Below are 14,463 nucleotides of genomic sequence, written 5' to 3'. Positions count from 1 at the left end.
ACGGCCTCATGCCGGCTTAGCTCATCAGGTAGAGCGCTTGACTTGTAATCATGAGGTGGCGGGTTCGAGTCCTGCAGCCGGCACCAGTTACCTTTCCAGGCTCGTCCCTGGAGGTCTTGAAACCCGCGACAGCATAAGGCTTCGCGGGTTTTTTCATTCCAGCTTCGTCCAGCGATGCCCGCTCAAATCCGGGCTCTCCAGCGGGCGGGAAACTGCCCGGCGTCACTTCACGCCGGTACCCGGCTTCAAAGGTTCCCGTCCCCCTGAGCCTTCTGCCGTAGAACTGATGACAGAAGCGCAGTGAGCGCCGGATCGCTCACCATCGCGGTAGCGGCGTTGGGTTGCGCGATGATCACTTCGAGGGCGCGCTCGTGAAAGGCGAGCGCGGCTGCTTTCGCTGCCGCCGGATCCCTCGCTTCGATCGCCTTGAAAACCTGCAGACGATCCCGGCCGATCGAGGCCGTCGTGGCTCGCCAACTCGTCACGGTTCCGCCGGACAGATTGGCGCCAAGGTCGACCTGGATACCAACGAAGAACCGGCAGAGCGCGGCCAGCAGGGAATTCCCCGATGCCTGCCCGATCGCCTCGATGAACGCAATAACAGCACCGGAAATGGCTTGCGCACTGTCGCCTTCCTCGATGCGGCGCAAGGCCTGCCGCATGCCCTCGATATCTTCCGCCGTCGCGTGCTTCGCGGCGAGTTCCGCCGCATAGGACAGTAGCGCGCCGAGCACGCCGAGCACCTGCGGTACGCCGATGCGCTCGATCTGGATCATCGAGGACAGGGACGCTGCGATCAGTTGATCCTTCTGCGCTGTCACGTAGGCGCCGCTGCCGTGCCGGACCTCGACGAGCTGCGCGGTCACGAGCCCGCGGATGGCTTCGCGAATGGTCGCGCCGCTCACTCCATAGCCCTCGGCCATCTGCTTTTCGGTCGGCAGCTTTGCGCCGCGGGAAAACTGCCCCCTCAGGATGCGATCGCGCAGATCTTCCAGGATCTGTTCCGCGGCATTGCCGCGTTCGAGACGCTTTGATGGTTGCCAGTCGGAAGCGGTCGGGTCAGACATGAGTGTTCCTTTTTTCGTTGTCTGCATTATACTGGTATTAAGTCACATGGTGACTTAGTCACAAAATCAATTTTAGCCGGCCGGTAATCGGCCGGGTCTTTTGTCACGCCTGGGCGAAATGCGCTGCAGGCGTGGATCCGATCAAAGGAGGAGGCATGAGAATCAAGCATTTCAGCGACACTGACTGGCACAAAGACCATCCTACTGGAACGGTAGTATTCCAGTACTGTCTCGAGGGCGACCCGATGTCGCCCGAGAACTTCATGCTCGTGCTGGGGCGTCAGGACAGCGACTTTTATATGCCACGTCATCGTCACAACTTCGAGCAGATCCGTCTGCCGCTCGTCGGGGACATGAACATCGGTGAAGGCGCCAAGCTGAAGGAGGGGCAGGTCGGGTACTTTCCGGAGGGCCAGCCCTACGGCCCGCAGGATGATCCGCTCGGCAAGACGCCGCCGGGCGAGCGTCTGCAGCTCGTCCTGCAGTTCGGCGGCTCGTCCGGATGCGGTTTCATGAGCATGGGCCAGCGGCTCGCCGCGCGGGACGAACTGGCCAAGATCGGCGAATTCGTCGGGCCTAACTACCGGCATCCCAACGGCAAGCTCGAATGGGGCCTTAACGTGATCTGGAGGCACGTGTTTGGCGAACGCCTGAAGTATCCGATGCCGCGCTACCCCGGCGTCGTGATCGCCGACCCCGGCCGCTTCAACTGGATCCCGGTGCCCGGCACCATTGGGGTATCGAACAAGTTCCTCGGTTCGTTCTCGGAGCGCGCTGCGTGGACTGAAATGGTCCGGATTGCACCGGGCGCCAGCTGGACATCCTCGCACGACACGGCACGACGGCTCATGTTCGTGACGGATGGCACCGGCAGCGCCGGCACGGAGACAATCGGGCGGTACGCTTCGATCCAGGCGGAACCCGGCGAAACGCTCACGGTAACGGCTGCACAGGGGTTGCAGATCTTCCTGATGGGATTGCCGCCGGTCGTTGTGCCGAAAGACGTTGAAGCGGAGTTCGATCTCGTCGAGGGAGCGGTGAATGATCACATCTGATCTCGCGTCCATCGAACGCCTGCTCAGCGATTTCGCGTGGTACGCCGATCGAGGCGATGGTGCGGGGCTCGCACAGCTTTTTGTCGCGGACGGGATACTCCTCGTGGGTGAGCGCCTGTTCACCGGGCGCCCTGCCATCGCCAGCGACTGCGAAACGCGTGCACGCGAGCCACTGCGGAAAACGCGGCACGTGTGGTCGAATCTGCGCGTCGAGCGCAACGACGACGCGAGCGCCAGCTTGACTGCCGTGCAACTCACCTTCGAGCAGCGCGGTGACGACGCGCCTGCCGAGCTGCGCATCAGCGATCTGCGCGACGACGTCTGCAAGGAGGCGGACGGCGCATGGCGGTTCAGGCGCCGTGTCATCCAGCGACAGATGACGCTCGCGATGTAGCCGGGCGTATCGCGAACCATCGTGAGCCCACTTCACGCCGCGCGTGGTGGGCTCATTCCTTTATCTGCCATGAGGACCATCCAATGGATCCGCTCGTGCTTCGACAGCTTGCGCCACACGGCGTGCTGCGTACGGGTCTCAACCTTGCCAATTTCCTGCTCGTCGGTGTCCCGGACGCCCAGGGCAATCCGACTGGAATCGGCCCGGACCTCGCGCGCATGATTGCGTCGCGGCTGGGTGTTCCGCTTGCCTGTGTGCCGTTCGCGTCACCTCGCGAGCTCGCCGATGCGGCCGGTCAGGATGTCTGGGATATCTGTCTCGTCGCGAGCGAGCCTGAGCGTGCGCAGACGATCGCCTTCACCAGAGCCTACCTCGAGATCGATGCCACCTGCCTCGTGCGTACCGATTCACCTGTGCTTTCCGCCCAGTCGCTAGATCGCCCCGGCGTACGCATAGCGGCCGCGGCCGGCAGCGCCTACGAGCTGTGGCTGAGGCGTCACGTCACCCGTGCGCGCCTGATTCGCCTGCCTACTCACAAGGATGCCTACGACGCATTCGCGCAGGCTCAGGCCGACGCCCTGGCCGGACTCCGGCCCGGTCTCCTTCGCGATGAGAAAACGCTCACGGGTGTCAGGCTGCTCGATGGATGCTTCACGTCGATCCAGCAAGCGATCGGCACGCATCTGCCAAACGAAGCCGCCGCGGCGTTCCTCGAACGGATCGTCGAGGAAGCAACGGCGGCGGGCATGATCGACGAACTGATCGAACGTCACAAGGTAAGCGGCGTTCGCGCCGCTGTGTCGCCGCGCGTCGCCAAACGCTGACCGCTGACCGCTTAACGGACTCGCGGCGATTCGTATCGCACTACGCGGGCCGGCTTCGCCCCGGCTGCCGCTCAGCCCTTTCAATAGCCTGGTCAGTTCACGTCGGCGTGCAAGCCGACGCTGCCGATGCCGTGGATCGCGCAGGCTTCGTCCTTGTCGGGATGATCGCCGCTGATGCCCACGGCGCCGATCACGTCGCCCTGTGCATTACGAACCAGCACGCCGCCAGGTACGGGTGCAATGCGCCCGCCGGAGATGTCCGTCAGTGCCGCGTAGAAGGCCGGCGCAATGGCTGCCCGCTCCGCCAGCGTGCGGCCTCCATGTCCCATACCCAATGCGCCCCACGCTTTCGCCTGGGCGATCTGGGGGCGCAGGATGCCGCTGTTGTCCTCACGCTTCAGCGCGAGCAGGTGGCCGCCGGCATCGAGCACGGCGACGGTCATCGGATGGCAATCCTGCGCCCTTGCATGCGCGAGGGCGGCGTCGACGATCGCCGACGCCTGATCCAGTGAAAAAATTTGCATAGTGCGTACTCCAAAAAGAGAGGCGGGTATCCGCGCGCGACGCCTCGTTGTCCGTGTTCCGCGATGGCCGCTCCGCTCAACCCACGTGATGCGATGTGCTCGTGCCCGACGTGTAAGCGGGCGCTCCTTCGGACTGCGAACGCCGCCGCCGCAGCACGAAGCGTCCGATCGCAAGCGAGGTCAGGGCGGCGCCAACGGACGTCGAGCCGACGACGAGAAACAGTGCCGAAGACGACATGCCGGCGGACAGCAGCACACCGCCGAGAACCGGGCCGACGATGGCGCCGAGACGGCCGACGCCCATCGACCAGCCGATTCCCGTGGCGCGCGAAAACGTATCGTAGAACCCGGCGCACATCGCCACCGTGCAGATCTGCGCCCCGATGCTAAAAAACCCGGCCATGAACGCAACCGTTCCCAGCAACACGGCAGACGTGCCGGCCTGGCCGATCAGTCCGATCGCGATCGCGCCGAGCGCGAATCCGGATCCCACCACACGGGCGGTGCCGAAGCGGTCGGCGAGCCGCCCGAGCACGATGCAGCCGAAGATCGAGCCGAAGTTCAGCATCGAGGCCGCTCGCACCGCGCTGGCGATGCTCAGCCCATTGTGTCCCGCGACAACCGGGACCCAGTTGACGAGAAAGTACGTCAGCAACAGGCTCATGAATAACGTGATCCATAGCAGTACCGTGCCCAGCGCGCGCCCTTCCCTGAACAGATTGACGACGGGCACGCGCGTGCCGTGCCCGGTCCGGGGCACCTCGCCGCTCCACTCGAATTGCGAATGCATGCGCTGCAGCAGTCGCGCGATCGCCTTATGGTCTCTGCGCAGTTCGAGAAAGCGCGCGGATTCGGGAGCGAAGGCCGCGAGGAATGGAATGATGAGCAGCGGCAACACGCCACCGACGATGAATACGCTCGACCATCCGAAAGCGGGAATCAATTGCGCCGACACGAACCCGCCGATGACCGCGCCCAGCGGAAAGCCGCAGAACATGGTCGTGACGAGCGAGGCGCGCAATCGCTTCGGCGCATACTCGGAAGTCAGCGACACGAAGCATGGCAGCGCCCCGCCGAGTCCGAGGCCCGTGACGAAACGCACCGCGGTTAGTGACGCCAGTGATTCGCACAGCGGCGTGAGGAGCGAGCCGACCGAGAAAAGCAGGACCGTGCCGAGCAGGATGGGCTTTCTGCCAAACCGGTCGCTGGCGACACCGAACACGATCGCGCCGAACAAACCGCCCAGCAGGCCGGCGCCGAACACCGGCCCGAACGCCGACGGCGCGATATGCCAACTCTTGATGATCGCCGGCGCCACGAAGGCAATGGTCTGCGTATCGCACCCGTCGAGCATCGCCACGAGCGCGCACAGCGCCATGATCCCGATCTGAAAACGGCTTACAGGGCTCGCATCGATGATCGATTCGAGGTCAAGCTTGGCGCCAGTTTGCATCGTTCGTCTCCTTTTGCCAGGGGAACCCCCAGCTTCTTTTCTTTGCTACTCAGCTAGTGTGATGAGCTAGAGGTTCGTCGGATTTGAAGTGGCTTGCATTGCCGGCCGCTCCCGGGCCGGTGGGAAAATGCGCCATGCGCCGTCCTGGTGACGGAAAAAGAACAGGGCCACAGGGCCTGCCGCTCTTAGTGTCTCGACGCATACATAGCATTCGTGTTGGGATCGCCTGTTTCTGAACTCCGTGACCCGAACACCCTTCGCGGGATCGGGAGCGAGCCAGTCCTCGACCATCACACGCAACGACTTTTGCCCACCTGCCATCGACTTCCCCTTCATCGCATTTTCCGTGACGTCCGAGCAATATGGGCCTCACCAGATTGAGCCGCCCTGGTTGCGTCTTCCTGGACCGTTCAGAAACTGAACTGCGAACTCCCGACTCGGGACACTAGAACTTGAAACTGACGTTGGCGAACACATGGTAGCCCTTGGTGATCGTGGCAGAGTCTGTTCCCGTTCCCCCTCCGGTCGCCGTCCCAAGCACGTCTCTGGTTGCCCACAGACTCAGCTTTACCGGCCCGAAGTCGTAGCTGGCGAGCCCGCCCACGGCAAGCAGGTTATAGCGGCCGGTGATGATCGCGTTGTGGTAGTAGGCGCTCGACGTGTCATTGCTGATCTGTCCGACGTACGTCACCACCGGCCCGATTTTCCATTTCCCGAGCGCCTTCGTGGCCGCGAAGTCCGCATGCATGATGTCGCCCGTCCGGTAACCGGTATAGGTGTTCGCTGTATTGAACTCGGTCGACATGTTCGCCGTCAGGCTCCAGCCGTTCCTCAGATAAGAAACCGACAGATTAGGCTGAATGATCCACCAGGGGTTGCCGATGCTTGTGAGTCCTGAAGGTCCCTCGATCGTGCCATCCGGCACCACCACCGCCATACCGGCCTTCACATAGACACCGGTATTGCCCAGGTTCCAGCTCAGTTGCACCGGCGAGATCACCGTGTTGTGCACGCCGGAGTGAGAGGTGTTGAGCGGGGCACCTGCAGCGTTCATCGTGAAGGGCTGCACGATGAACCCTTCGTACGTGGCGCCGAGAAAGGTCCAGCCTGGAGACCACATCAACGACCCCACAACAGTGTTGACGTTGATCGACGTCGACTGCTTCGTGGCGCCTGGACCCGTGGTATTCGATTGCTGGATATAAAGCATCGCGCTGCCATACAGGCCGGGCACGGGTGCCGGCGCGGCCGTCAGGTTCAGCGTCGCGCCCGGCGGCATTGACCAGCCGGGATACCCAGGTTCATAAGCGTGCGAGGACGTCGCTGCCATGCTGCAAGCCAAACCAACCGCACTCATTACGCAGCGGCGCAATGCCTTTCCATATCCCATGTCTCCTCCGTCGTTGTCTATTTGTGTCCAAGTCACCTTGTAACTTGGTATCTAGTGTATCGGGAAGTTTCATGATCTAAAAGGAGAGGATTCGCCCGTGTTTTCCCTAGGCCGCCACAGCGGAAATGCGTCGCCTGAACCGCTGGACTCGCTGTTTCCAGTCCTTAGCCACGGGTGCGCGGTCGCCGAGCCCAGGTGAAAACGGTCTCTCGGCTTGTTCGACGAAACAGGGAGGGGGCGGCCGGACTCCGCCGTTGGGCGAGCCTGCTGCAAGCGTTGTGCGCGTGGTCGGCCCGGTAGCCGGTAATCAACCTGATGCGTGTGTGCGGTCCGAGTCGGAACTCATCCAGAGCGTCGAGACAACTTTCAAGCCGTTGATGGAACCGGGGCGACGACAAAGAAAATCCCGCAAAGGCGGGTCCTGTGCGGGATTTTTGCTTTCCAGCAAGGCCAATGGTCACCGATTGACTGCAAGGATCCGCGAGGGGGAATCGGGATATGCGGCGGGCACGGAGATAATCGCTAGCGCAGAAAATTTTCCCGCCGTGATCTTCGCCCAGTAGCCGCAGCCTGGAAGGGGATGGCTGACGACCGGCCGATCTTCGCTAGACCTATGCCGGACAAGCCGTAGACCTTACCCGCGGAATCCGTCCAGCATTACCTGAACCCCCGTGAGATCCGGTCTCTCAGGCTTCTTTTGCAGCGGCGATCAAAACAGCTTACCTAGACCGACTTCACTTCGCCGCCGTCCATTCTCAGCGCCGAGCCCGTCATCCAGTGCGCCGCGGGCGACACGACGAACGCCATCAGTTCGGCAATTTCTTCAGGCGTGCCGTACCGCGAAATGCCCGCTTCCACGGGAAACTTTGCGGTCGCCTCTTCGACGCTCATGCCGTGCAGCGGCGCCCAATGCTCCAGATACGAACGGCGCCGGCCGGTCATCACCGGGCCGGGCAGCACGCTGTTGACCTGCACGCCGTCCGCGATGCCGCGATCCGCGAACGCTTTTGCAAGCGCCACGATTGCCGCGTTGATCGTGCCGACCGCCGCGTAGGGCGCCTTCGGAAACAACGCCGAATTGCCGGACATCAGCACCACCGAGCCGCCGCTTGTCTTCAGAGACGGCCATGCCGACACCGTGAGTCTGCGCGCGCCGTGAAGCTTCAATGCGAGCCCCTCGTCCCATTGCTGATCGGTCATCTCGAGGACATCGATCTGCGGCACGGCACCGGCGATGTTGAGCAGCGCGTCGATCCGGCCAAAACCCGCAAGTGTGCGCTCGACAACTCGCCCGGCCGCATCCGGCTCGGATAGATCGACATCGACGATGAGTGCTGTCGCGCCTGCCCGCTCCACTGCCGATGCCGTTTCTTCCAGGTTGGCCCGGTTGCGCGCAACCACGACGATCGAATCAAAATCCCGCGCCAGTCTGATGGCGGTGGCGCGCCCGATACCCTGGCTCGCGCCGGTGACAATAGCAACTCTGCTGGACATTTCAGTTCTCCTGATGGACGGAGATTGCCTGGCGATTTAGCCGGCGGCGCCCATCTTTCCGCCGGCCTCGTCTACTTCCCCGACACGACGCGCGTCGTGGCCTTCGTCGAAACCGAATTCAGCCAGCCGGTTTGACGTCGATCCGGCCGGCTGAATTCACCGCATCAACGGGAAAGGAACTCGCGGATCGCATCGGCGATTTCGCTCGCATGCGTTTCGAGCGCGAAGTGGCCGGTATCGAAGAACCGCACCACTGCGTCGGGGATGTCGCGCCGGAACGCCTCGGCGCCCGCCGGCAGGAAGAACGGATCGTTCTTGCCCCACACCGCCAGCAACGGCGGCCGATGCGTACGGAAATAGTCCTGAAACGCGGGGTACAGCGCGACGTTGTTGCGATAGTCGCGGAACAGATCGAGCTGAACATCGTCCACGCCGGGCCGGCTCAGGTAGAAGTCGTCGAGCGAGTAACCGTCCGGAGAGATGGACGCTGTGTCCGGCACGCCATGTGTGTATTGCCAGACGGTCGTCTCATGTGCGAGCAGCGTGCGCAACGCCTCGCGATTGGCTGGCGACGCGTCCTGCCAGTAAGCGCGGATCGGATTCCAGCCGTCGCTGAGTCCTTCTTCGTAGGCGTTGCCGTTCTGCGAAATGATCGCGGTGATCCGCTCGGGATGTCTGAGCGCGAGCCGGAAGCCGGTCGGTGCGCCGTAGTCGAATACGTACACGGCAAAGCGGTCGAAGCCGATGACCTCGGTGAAGCGGCCGATCACGTCGGCGATGTGATCGAACGTGTAGGCGAAGGTGTCGCGCGCTGGCATGTCCGACTGTCCGAATCCGGGCAGATCGGGCGCAACGATATGGAAACGGTCAGCGAGCTTCGGAATCAGGTCGCGAAACATGTGGCTCGAACTTGGAAAGCCGTGCAGCAGCAATAGCTTCGGGGCGTGCTCGGGCCGGGCTTCGCGGTAGAACACCTTGAAGCCGTCGACGTCGGCGTGGTGATAGCGGATAGCGGTCATGATTTCTCTCCATGCGGAAAGTGGGACACAGGGTGATGGATCGGGGCAGGCGTAATACGAGTAGAGGCATGGCGAAGCCTCGGCGCCCGGGCCCGTTCAGCCGGCGGCAACCGACTCGATCGCCTCGGTGATGACCCCGACGACGGTCTCGGGCGCAGTGACGCCCGGCGTGTGGTCCACGTCGAATGCGTGGACGCGAGCGTCCATCCGCTTCGCCATGAAATGCTGGGTGTCGGGGTTGATCATCCGATCCTGACCGGCAACGAGAAACCAGCTCGGAAGGTCCTTCCAGAGCGGCCGCCCAACTGCCTCGCTGATGCACGGCACCGCGATCGGCCGCTGGATCGCAGCGAGGATGCCTGCCTCCTGCGACGTCGCGTTTTGTGCAAAGGCGGCTGCGAATGCGTCGCGCGGCAGCCAGATCAGGCCGTTGCCGTCGGGCGCGAGCTTCGGTGCCTCCGGATGCGCTTCGTCACGATAGAAAACGTCGGCCACTGTTTCGCCTTCAGCGGGCGCCAGGGCCGCGACATACACGAGCGCCTTCACATTCGCGGCGCGCACGGAGCCGATGACGGCACCCGCGTACGCATGCCCAACCAGCACGACGGGTCCGTCGATTCGTGCAAGCGAGCGCTCGAGCGCGGCCACGTCGTCGCCGAGTGAGGTGAGCGGCAGCGGCGCCGCCACTACGTTGATCCGACGCTCGCTCAGTTGGCCGATGACCCGGCTCCAGCTCGACCCATCCGCCCATGCCCCATGCACGAGCACTACGTTCACGTTACCAGGAGACATGCTTTGCTCCTCCGGATGAAAGAAATGTTGAGCCGCCCCACCAAAAGAGCGGCCCTGAGAAGTAACCTGCTTAATTTGTTTTTAAAGGTTACTCACGTGATGTGTAACTTGTCAAGATAGGTTTTAATGGTTACGATGCCTGATATCGAAACTACCTGTCTCACGGCACCAGATGGACTACCGTCAGATCCCTGCGATGTTCCTGGCCGACGCGCCGGGCCTCGATTTCCTGAATTCGGTTGCGACGCCAGTGGATGAGGCGGTCGACTGGATCTGCGATGGCGAAGGACTGCTGGCCTGGCTCGAACAGGCGGGAATGGCGCCACCCGAGGTGCTGGAGACATTGCGTGCGCAGTTCGCATCGACGGAATTCGATGCGGTCGCGGCGCAAGCGCGTGCGCTACGCGAGTGGTTCAGGCGCTTCGTCAGGGAGAGGAAAGGACGGCCGCTGGTTGCCGGGGATCTGGTCGGGCTCGCGCCCTTGAATCAGCTTCTCGAGCGAGACGAGCTGTATGGTGCAGTCGTGCCTGGTGCAGGCCCCGCGTTGCAATTTCGCGAGAGCCGCCGCTGGAAATCGCCCGAGTCTTTGTTGATGCCGATTGCGGAGGCCTTGGCGCGGCTCGTGTGCGACGAGGATTTCACGTACGTGAAGGCGTGTGAAGGTCCCCGCTGCACGCTGCTGTTTGCCGATCACACGCGTGGGCATGCGCGGCGGTGGTGCAGCATGGCGGTCTGCGGCAATCGCGCGAAGGTTGCGGCGCATCGGAAGCGGCTCAAGGAGCAGGAGGGCGGTTGAGGCTGCATCGGCGGAATGGCCGAAGTTGGCCCTTCATGTAGAGCGCCGTTGAAATTTCAACGGCGCTCTTTTCATTTTTCGATGTGTATTGGCCGAAGATGATGATTAAAGAAGGTAATTTATAAGCGATTTCGCGCTCTCATGATGAGCCGCCCGCAGCCTGAAATGCAGATATCTCTTTCACCTTGTCGATTGTAGACTTTTTGGTCCATTTTCTGGGGTGACCAGACTCACCTTATCCCCTCCGCCGATGCATACCCTCCCGCGAACCCGCGCGGCACCGGTACGGTACTATTCGGGCGTCGTCCGGTATTGCCATCAGACGTTCCGGCTCGCCGCGACGGGCGACGTCCCCGGCGACGCAACATCGACCCCACCTCATCATGACCAGCCCCGCAACTGCCGCAACCCTCACCTGGCCCGAAGCCGATGGCCCGCGCACCGCGCATTGGCGTTCCGAAGCAGCGGTGCCGCCCCCGAAGCGCGTCGTCGTCGCGGATGACCGCACTACGGCCGATTCGGCCTACCGCCTCGCTTGCGAAGGGACGGCGTTGCTGTGGCACGGCGACTTCCAGAACGCCCGGCAACTGCTGCAGGCCGTCACGCGCCGGCTCGAACGCAAGCCGCGCAAGCAGGGTGCGACGCCGCTCGATGCGTTCAATCTGCATCGGCAGGCGCAGTCGCAACGCGCGCGCACGCTCGGCATGATCCTGATTCCGCTCGACGCCGATTACGGTATTCCATTGCGCCGCGCGCCCGACGTGCGGGAGGCCTGCGCCGAAGCCTATGGACCGTCCACCGGCGCAGCGTCGGTCGCGTCGCTGCGCGAGTTGCTCGGTTTGATCGGCGCGCACGAATGGCGCAAGAAGGGCGTCGAGATTGCCGCACTCGGTGAGCGTATCCATCCGCACTACGGCGTGTTTTCGCCGGTGCGCGGCGAGTACGTGGATCTCGTCGCGCGCACGCCGTTGCCCGCGCTCGACAAGGCCTTCGATATCGGCACCGGCACGGGCGTGCTGGCCGCATTGCTCGCCAAACGCGGTGTGAAGCAGATCGTCGCGACCGATCAGGATCCGCGCGCGCTGGCGTGTGCACGAGAAAATATCGCGCGCCTCGGTTATGCGCAGCAGGTCGAGGTCGTGCAGGCGGACTTGTTCCCGCAAGGGCAGGCGCCGCTCGTCGTGTGCAATCCGCCGTGGGTGCCGGCGCGGCCCGCGTCGCCGCTCGAATACGCGGTCTACGATCCGGACAGCCGCATGCTGCTCGGTTTTCTGAACGGCCTCGCGGATCATCTGTCGCCTGGCGGCGAAGGCTGGCTGATCATTTCGGATTTCGCCGAGCATCTGGGCTTGCGTACGCGCGAGTGGCTGCTGGCCGCGATCGATAACGCGGGGCTGAGCGTCGTGGGCCGCGAGGACATTCGTCCGCGGCATCCGAAGGCGAGTGACAAGACCGATCCGCTGCATGCGGCGCGGGCGGCCGAGGTGACGTCGTTGTGGCGGTTGAAGGCGCGATGAGCGGGGCGTTGGCGCGACCCATCACCGGCTCACTTTAAACCGTCACGCTCCTCCAGATAAGCGCACACTCCCCGGCCAGCCACGAGGCCGCTTGCGAAGCAGGCAGTCAGCAGATAGCCGCCGGTCGGCGCTTCCCAGTCGAGCATTTCCCCCGCACAGAACGCACCGGGTATCCGCTCGATCATCAGATTGCTGTCCAGTGCTTCGAACGGAACACCGCCCGCCGTGCTGATCGCTTCCTCGATCGGCCGGGCCCGTGCGAGCCGCAGCGGCAGCGCCTTGATCGCGTGTGCGAGGCCGGCTGCATCGGCGAACGCTTCCTTCGGCAGAATCTCGTGTAGCAGCGCCAGTTTGACCCCGCCAATTCCGATCCGGCCATGCAGATGGCTCGCCACCGAACGTGAGCCTCGCGGCCGCGTCACTTCCGCGACGACCCGCTCGAGCGGCAAGCCCGGCGCGAGATCCAGCGAGATCGTGACGTCGCCGTCGGCCAGAATCCGCTCCCGGATCGGCGCCGACAACGCGTAAATCAGGCTCCCCTCGAGGCCGGTTTCGGTCAGAAGTATTTCACCTTGTCGATTGTGGACTTTTTCGTCTACATCGCTGACCGTGATCGCGACCGGCTTGATCGGCTGCCCCGCGAAACGCTCGCGCAGATAAGGGCTCCAGTCCGCATCGAAGCCGCAGTTGGCGGGCCGCAGCGGCGCCACAGGCACGTCGCGCAACGTCATGAGCGGCACCCACGCGGCGTCGGAGCCGAGACGCGGCCAACTCGCGCCGCCGAGTGCGAACACCACTGCGTCGCAGCTCGCGGTCTGTTCACCGTTGGGCGTGTCGAACCGGAGCAGGTGCGCGGCGGATTCGCCGGCAGCCGGAGCCCAGCCGCGCCACTTGTGGCGCATATGGAATTGCACGCCCGCTTCGCGCAGGCGGTGCAGCCACGCCCGCAGCATCGGCGCCGCCTTCATGTCGGAAGGGAAAACCCGCCCCGAACTGCCGACGAAGGTCTCGACGCCCATCTCGTGCAGCCAGGCGCGCAGCGCATCGGGCCCGAACACGTCGAGAAGCGGCGCGATCCGCTCGCGGCGCGCGCCATAGCGCTCCAGAAACGGCTCGAGTGGTTCCGAATGCGTGATGTTCATGCCGCCTTTGCCCGCCATCAGAAACTTGCGGCCGACGGACGGCATCGCGTCATAAACGTGGACTTGCACGCCGCGCCGGGCAAGCGTCTCGGCGGCCATCAGGCCGGCGGGGCCGCCGCCGATCACGGCGACGCGGGTGGAATCGGGCGAGGATGGCATGCGGGTCTGCGGATAAGCGGAAGGGGCCGCCGCGCCGGACTGGCTCAACGAGCGGGCGGCGGCGCGAAGGGCGCTATTGTCACACCGGGCGCGGCCCGGGGCAAACGCGGCCGGACGCTCGTGACGCAGCAGACCCATTGCGTCACGAGCGGCACAAAGCCGCTCGCGGGCCGCCAGATCAGGTTGCCATGCGAGGTGGGAGTCCCGTTAGGATACCAGGTGATCCTAACCAGAATCTCAACGCTCTAGCCGGGGTAAGCCTCGTCCACTTTCAGCCCGGCGAGCTTGAAGATGACCCGCAGCGTTTGCGGTTTGATGTCGCGCCGCGACGCGAGCGTCGTCATCACGAAGTCGAGCACTTTCGCGTATTTGAGCATCGTGAGACATGTCTCCAGATCGACGCTGCCGTCGCGCATGACTTCGGCGAGCCGCAGCATTTCGGTGGAGATGTCGCGTGCCATTTCCAGTTCGAGTTGCTGTTTCTCCGACCAGGCTGGCGTCGCGGTGAGCTTCGCCAGCAGTTCCTGAAACTTCTGTTCGACATTTCCGTTGGGTGCCGTATCCATTGCTGCCTCTTCCATCATCCGAGCACGCGTGCGGTTGTGATTCCGGCGCACTGCTGGTTACGTAACATTCGGTCCGTGTTCCGGGACCGTCCTCCCCACATGCGTTCGGTTCGTCTGTCCGGTGTTGAACCGGCAGCGTCCTCTTTTCTGGCGACGCGGCTTGGGCCCGAGGGCTCAGCCGGCGCGCAAGCTGTTTTTTCCGCCATTCCCGCAACGCCCCTGCGCACCGCTTTTCGGGCAGGAAGTGTTCCAGGTTGATGGCATGCACCGC

14 protein-coding genes and 1 tRNA gene are annotated in these 14,463 nt (G+C 63.6%); 6 read left to right on the top strand and 9 right to left on the bottom strand.

Annotated elements, in window-relative coordinates; genetic code table 11:
- Positions 1 to 10 precede the first annotated feature (10 nt).
- Positions 11 to 86 (top strand) — tRNA-Thr (locus B9Z01_RS29825).
- Between the two features lie 159 nt (positions 87 to 245).
- Here B9Z01_RS29825 and B9Z01_RS29820 read toward each other — a convergent pair.
- Complete coding sequence (locus B9Z01_RS29820) at positions 246 to 1,067, bottom strand: FadR/GntR family transcriptional regulator (protein WP_167387587.1); 822 nt, start codon at positions 1,065 to 1,067, stop codon at positions 246 to 248.
- Between the two features lie 131 nt (positions 1,068 to 1,198).
- Between B9Z01_RS29820 and B9Z01_RS29815 the strand changes: the two genes are divergently transcribed.
- The 3 genes from B9Z01_RS29815 to B9Z01_RS29805 all read left to right on the top strand — a co-directional run bounded on the left by B9Z01_RS29815 (position 1,199) and on the right by B9Z01_RS29805 (position 3,340).
- The gene (locus B9Z01_RS29815; RefSeq protein WP_143809109.1) at positions 1,199 to 2,122 is read left to right on the top strand and encodes a cupin domain-containing protein; all 924 of its coding nucleotides are present in this window, start codon (positions 1,199 to 1,201) and stop codon (positions 2,120 to 2,122) included.
- Positions 2,109 to 2,516 (top strand): nuclear transport factor 2 family protein, encoded by a 408-nt coding sequence (locus B9Z01_RS29810; protein ID WP_085489163.1) that lies wholly within the window; start codon positions 2,109 to 2,111, stop codon positions 2,514 to 2,516. Before B9Z01_RS29815 ends, B9Z01_RS29810 begins: the two co-directional genes overlap by 14 nt.
- Positions 2,517 to 2,599: 83 nt before the next feature.
- The gene (locus tag B9Z01_RS29805) at positions 2,600 to 3,340 is read left to right on the top strand and encodes a transporter substrate-binding domain-containing protein (RefSeq protein ID WP_085489162.1); all 741 of its coding nucleotides are present in this window, start codon (positions 2,600 to 2,602) and stop codon (positions 3,338 to 3,340) included.
- Between the two features lie 92 nt (positions 3,341 to 3,432).
- On the opposite strand, the gene B9Z01_RS29800 is transcribed toward B9Z01_RS29805, so the two are convergent.
- From B9Z01_RS29800 to B9Z01_RS29770, 6 genes are all read right to left on the bottom strand, one after another.
- The gene (locus B9Z01_RS29800) at positions 3,433 to 3,864 is read right to left on the bottom strand and encodes a GlcG/HbpS family heme-binding protein (protein ID WP_085489161.1); all 432 of its coding nucleotides are present in this window, start codon (positions 3,862 to 3,864) and stop codon (positions 3,433 to 3,435) included.
- Between the two features lie 76 nt (positions 3,865 to 3,940).
- The gene (locus B9Z01_RS29795; RefSeq protein WP_085489160.1) at positions 3,941 to 5,317 is read right to left on the bottom strand and encodes an MFS transporter; all 1,377 of its coding nucleotides are present in this window, start codon (positions 5,315 to 5,317) and stop codon (positions 3,941 to 3,943) included.
- A gap of 445 nt (positions 5,318 to 5,762) precedes the next feature.
- Positions 5,763 to 6,707 carry a SphA family protein gene (locus B9Z01_RS29785; protein ID WP_085489159.1) on the bottom strand — a complete coding sequence of 315 codons (945 nt, stop codon included), beginning with the start codon at positions 6,705 to 6,707 and terminating at the stop codon, positions 5,763 to 5,765.
- A 723-nt stretch (positions 6,708 to 7,430) separates the two neighbouring features.
- On the bottom strand, positions 7,431 to 8,201 hold the full coding sequence (locus tag B9Z01_RS29780) for an SDR family oxidoreductase (protein WP_085489158.1): 771 nt from the start codon (positions 8,199 to 8,201) through the stop codon (positions 7,431 to 7,433).
- A gap of 164 nt (positions 8,202 to 8,365) precedes the next feature.
- The gene (locus B9Z01_RS29775) at positions 8,366 to 9,220 is read right to left on the bottom strand and encodes an alpha/beta fold hydrolase (protein ID WP_085489157.1); all 855 of its coding nucleotides are present in this window, start codon (positions 9,218 to 9,220) and stop codon (positions 8,366 to 8,368) included.
- A 96-nt stretch (positions 9,221 to 9,316) separates the two neighbouring features.
- Positions 9,317 to 10,012 carry an alpha/beta fold hydrolase gene (locus B9Z01_RS29770; protein ID WP_085489156.1) on the bottom strand — a complete coding sequence of 232 codons (696 nt, stop codon included), beginning with the start codon at positions 10,010 to 10,012 and terminating at the stop codon, positions 9,317 to 9,319.
- Positions 10,013 to 10,184: 172 nt separating this feature from the next.
- Here B9Z01_RS29770 and B9Z01_RS29765 point away from each other — a divergent pair, with 172 nt between their 5' ends.
- A complete protein-coding gene (locus tag B9Z01_RS29765; protein WP_085489155.1) occupies positions 10,185 to 10,808 on the top strand; it encodes a CGNR zinc finger domain-containing protein in 624 nt (207 codons plus the stop codon).
- Between the two features lie 383 nt (positions 10,809 to 11,191).
- A complete protein-coding gene (locus B9Z01_RS29760; protein WP_085489154.1) occupies positions 11,192 to 12,325 on the top strand; it encodes a methyltransferase in 1,134 nt (377 codons plus the stop codon).
- A 29-nt stretch (positions 12,326 to 12,354) separates the two neighbouring features.
- On the opposite strand, the gene B9Z01_RS29755 is transcribed toward B9Z01_RS29760, so the two are convergent.
- Together B9Z01_RS29755 and B9Z01_RS29750 are read right to left on the bottom strand one after the other, a co-directional pair.
- Positions 12,355 to 13,626: a TIGR03862 family flavoprotein gene (locus B9Z01_RS29755; RefSeq protein WP_085489153.1), complete on the bottom strand. Its 1,272-nt coding sequence runs from the start codon at positions 13,624 to 13,626 to the stop codon at positions 12,355 to 12,357.
- A gap of 245 nt (positions 13,627 to 13,871) precedes the next feature.
- Positions 13,872 to 14,192, bottom strand: coding sequence for a type II toxin-antitoxin system HicA family toxin (locus tag B9Z01_RS29750; RefSeq protein WP_085489152.1), 321 nt, complete (start codon positions 14,190 to 14,192; stop codon positions 13,872 to 13,874).
- Positions 14,193 to 14,463: the final 271 nt, after the last annotated feature.

Source organism: Paraburkholderia susongensis, assembly GCF_900177725.1.
GTDB classification, from domain to species: Bacteria; Pseudomonadota; Gammaproteobacteria; order Burkholderiales; family Burkholderiaceae; genus Paraburkholderia; species Paraburkholderia susongensis.
The sequence above is the reverse complement of the archived record's forward strand: the minus strand, read 5'-3'. Positions and strand labels throughout refer to the sequence as shown.

Bases quoted from the DNA above. Each gene is read 5' to 3' on its own strand.
- B9Z01_RS29775 (WP_085489157.1), bottom strand. From the start codon at position 9,220: ATGACCGCTATCCGCTATCACCACGCCGACGTCGACGGCTTCAAGGTG.
- B9Z01_RS29805 (WP_085489162.1), top strand. From the start codon at position 2,600: ATGGATCCGCTCGTGCTTCGACAGCTTGCGCCACACGGCGTGCTGCGT.
- B9Z01_RS29765 (WP_085489155.1), top strand. From the start codon at position 10,185: ATGGACTACCGTCAGATCCCTGCGATGTTCCTGGCCGACGCGCCGGGC.
- B9Z01_RS29820 (WP_167387587.1), bottom strand. From the start codon at position 1,067: ATGTCTGACCCGACCGCTTCCGACTGGCAACCATCAAAGCGTCTCGAA.
- B9Z01_RS29800 (WP_085489161.1), bottom strand. From the start codon at position 3,864: ATGCAAATTTTTTCACTGGATCAGGCGTCGGCGATCGTCGACGCCGCC.
- B9Z01_RS29750 (WP_085489152.1), bottom strand. From the start codon at position 14,192: ATGGATACGGCACCCAACGGAAATGTCGAACAGAAGTTTCAGGAACTG.
- B9Z01_RS29810 (WP_085489163.1), top strand. From the start codon at position 2,109: ATGATCACATCTGATCTCGCGTCCATCGAACGCCTGCTCAGCGATTTC.
- B9Z01_RS29755 (WP_085489153.1), bottom strand. From the start codon at position 13,626: ATGCCATCCTCGCCCGATTCCACCCGCGTCGCCGTGATCGGCGGCGGC.
- B9Z01_RS29770 (WP_085489156.1), bottom strand. From the start codon at position 10,012: ATGTCTCCTGGTAACGTGAACGTAGTGCTCGTGCATGGGGCATGGGCG.
- B9Z01_RS29760 (WP_085489154.1), top strand. From the start codon at position 11,192: ATGACCAGCCCCGCAACTGCCGCAACCCTCACCTGGCCCGAAGCCGAT.
- B9Z01_RS29780 (WP_085489158.1), bottom strand. From the start codon at position 8,201: ATGTCCAGCAGAGTTGCTATTGTCACCGGCGCGAGCCAGGGTATCGGG.
- B9Z01_RS29785 (WP_085489159.1), bottom strand. From the start codon at position 6,707: ATGGGATATGGAAAGGCATTGCGCCGCTGCGTAATGAGTGCGGTTGGT.
- B9Z01_RS29795 (WP_085489160.1), bottom strand. From the start codon at position 5,317: ATGCAAACTGGCGCCAAGCTTGACCTCGAATCGATCATCGATGCGAGC.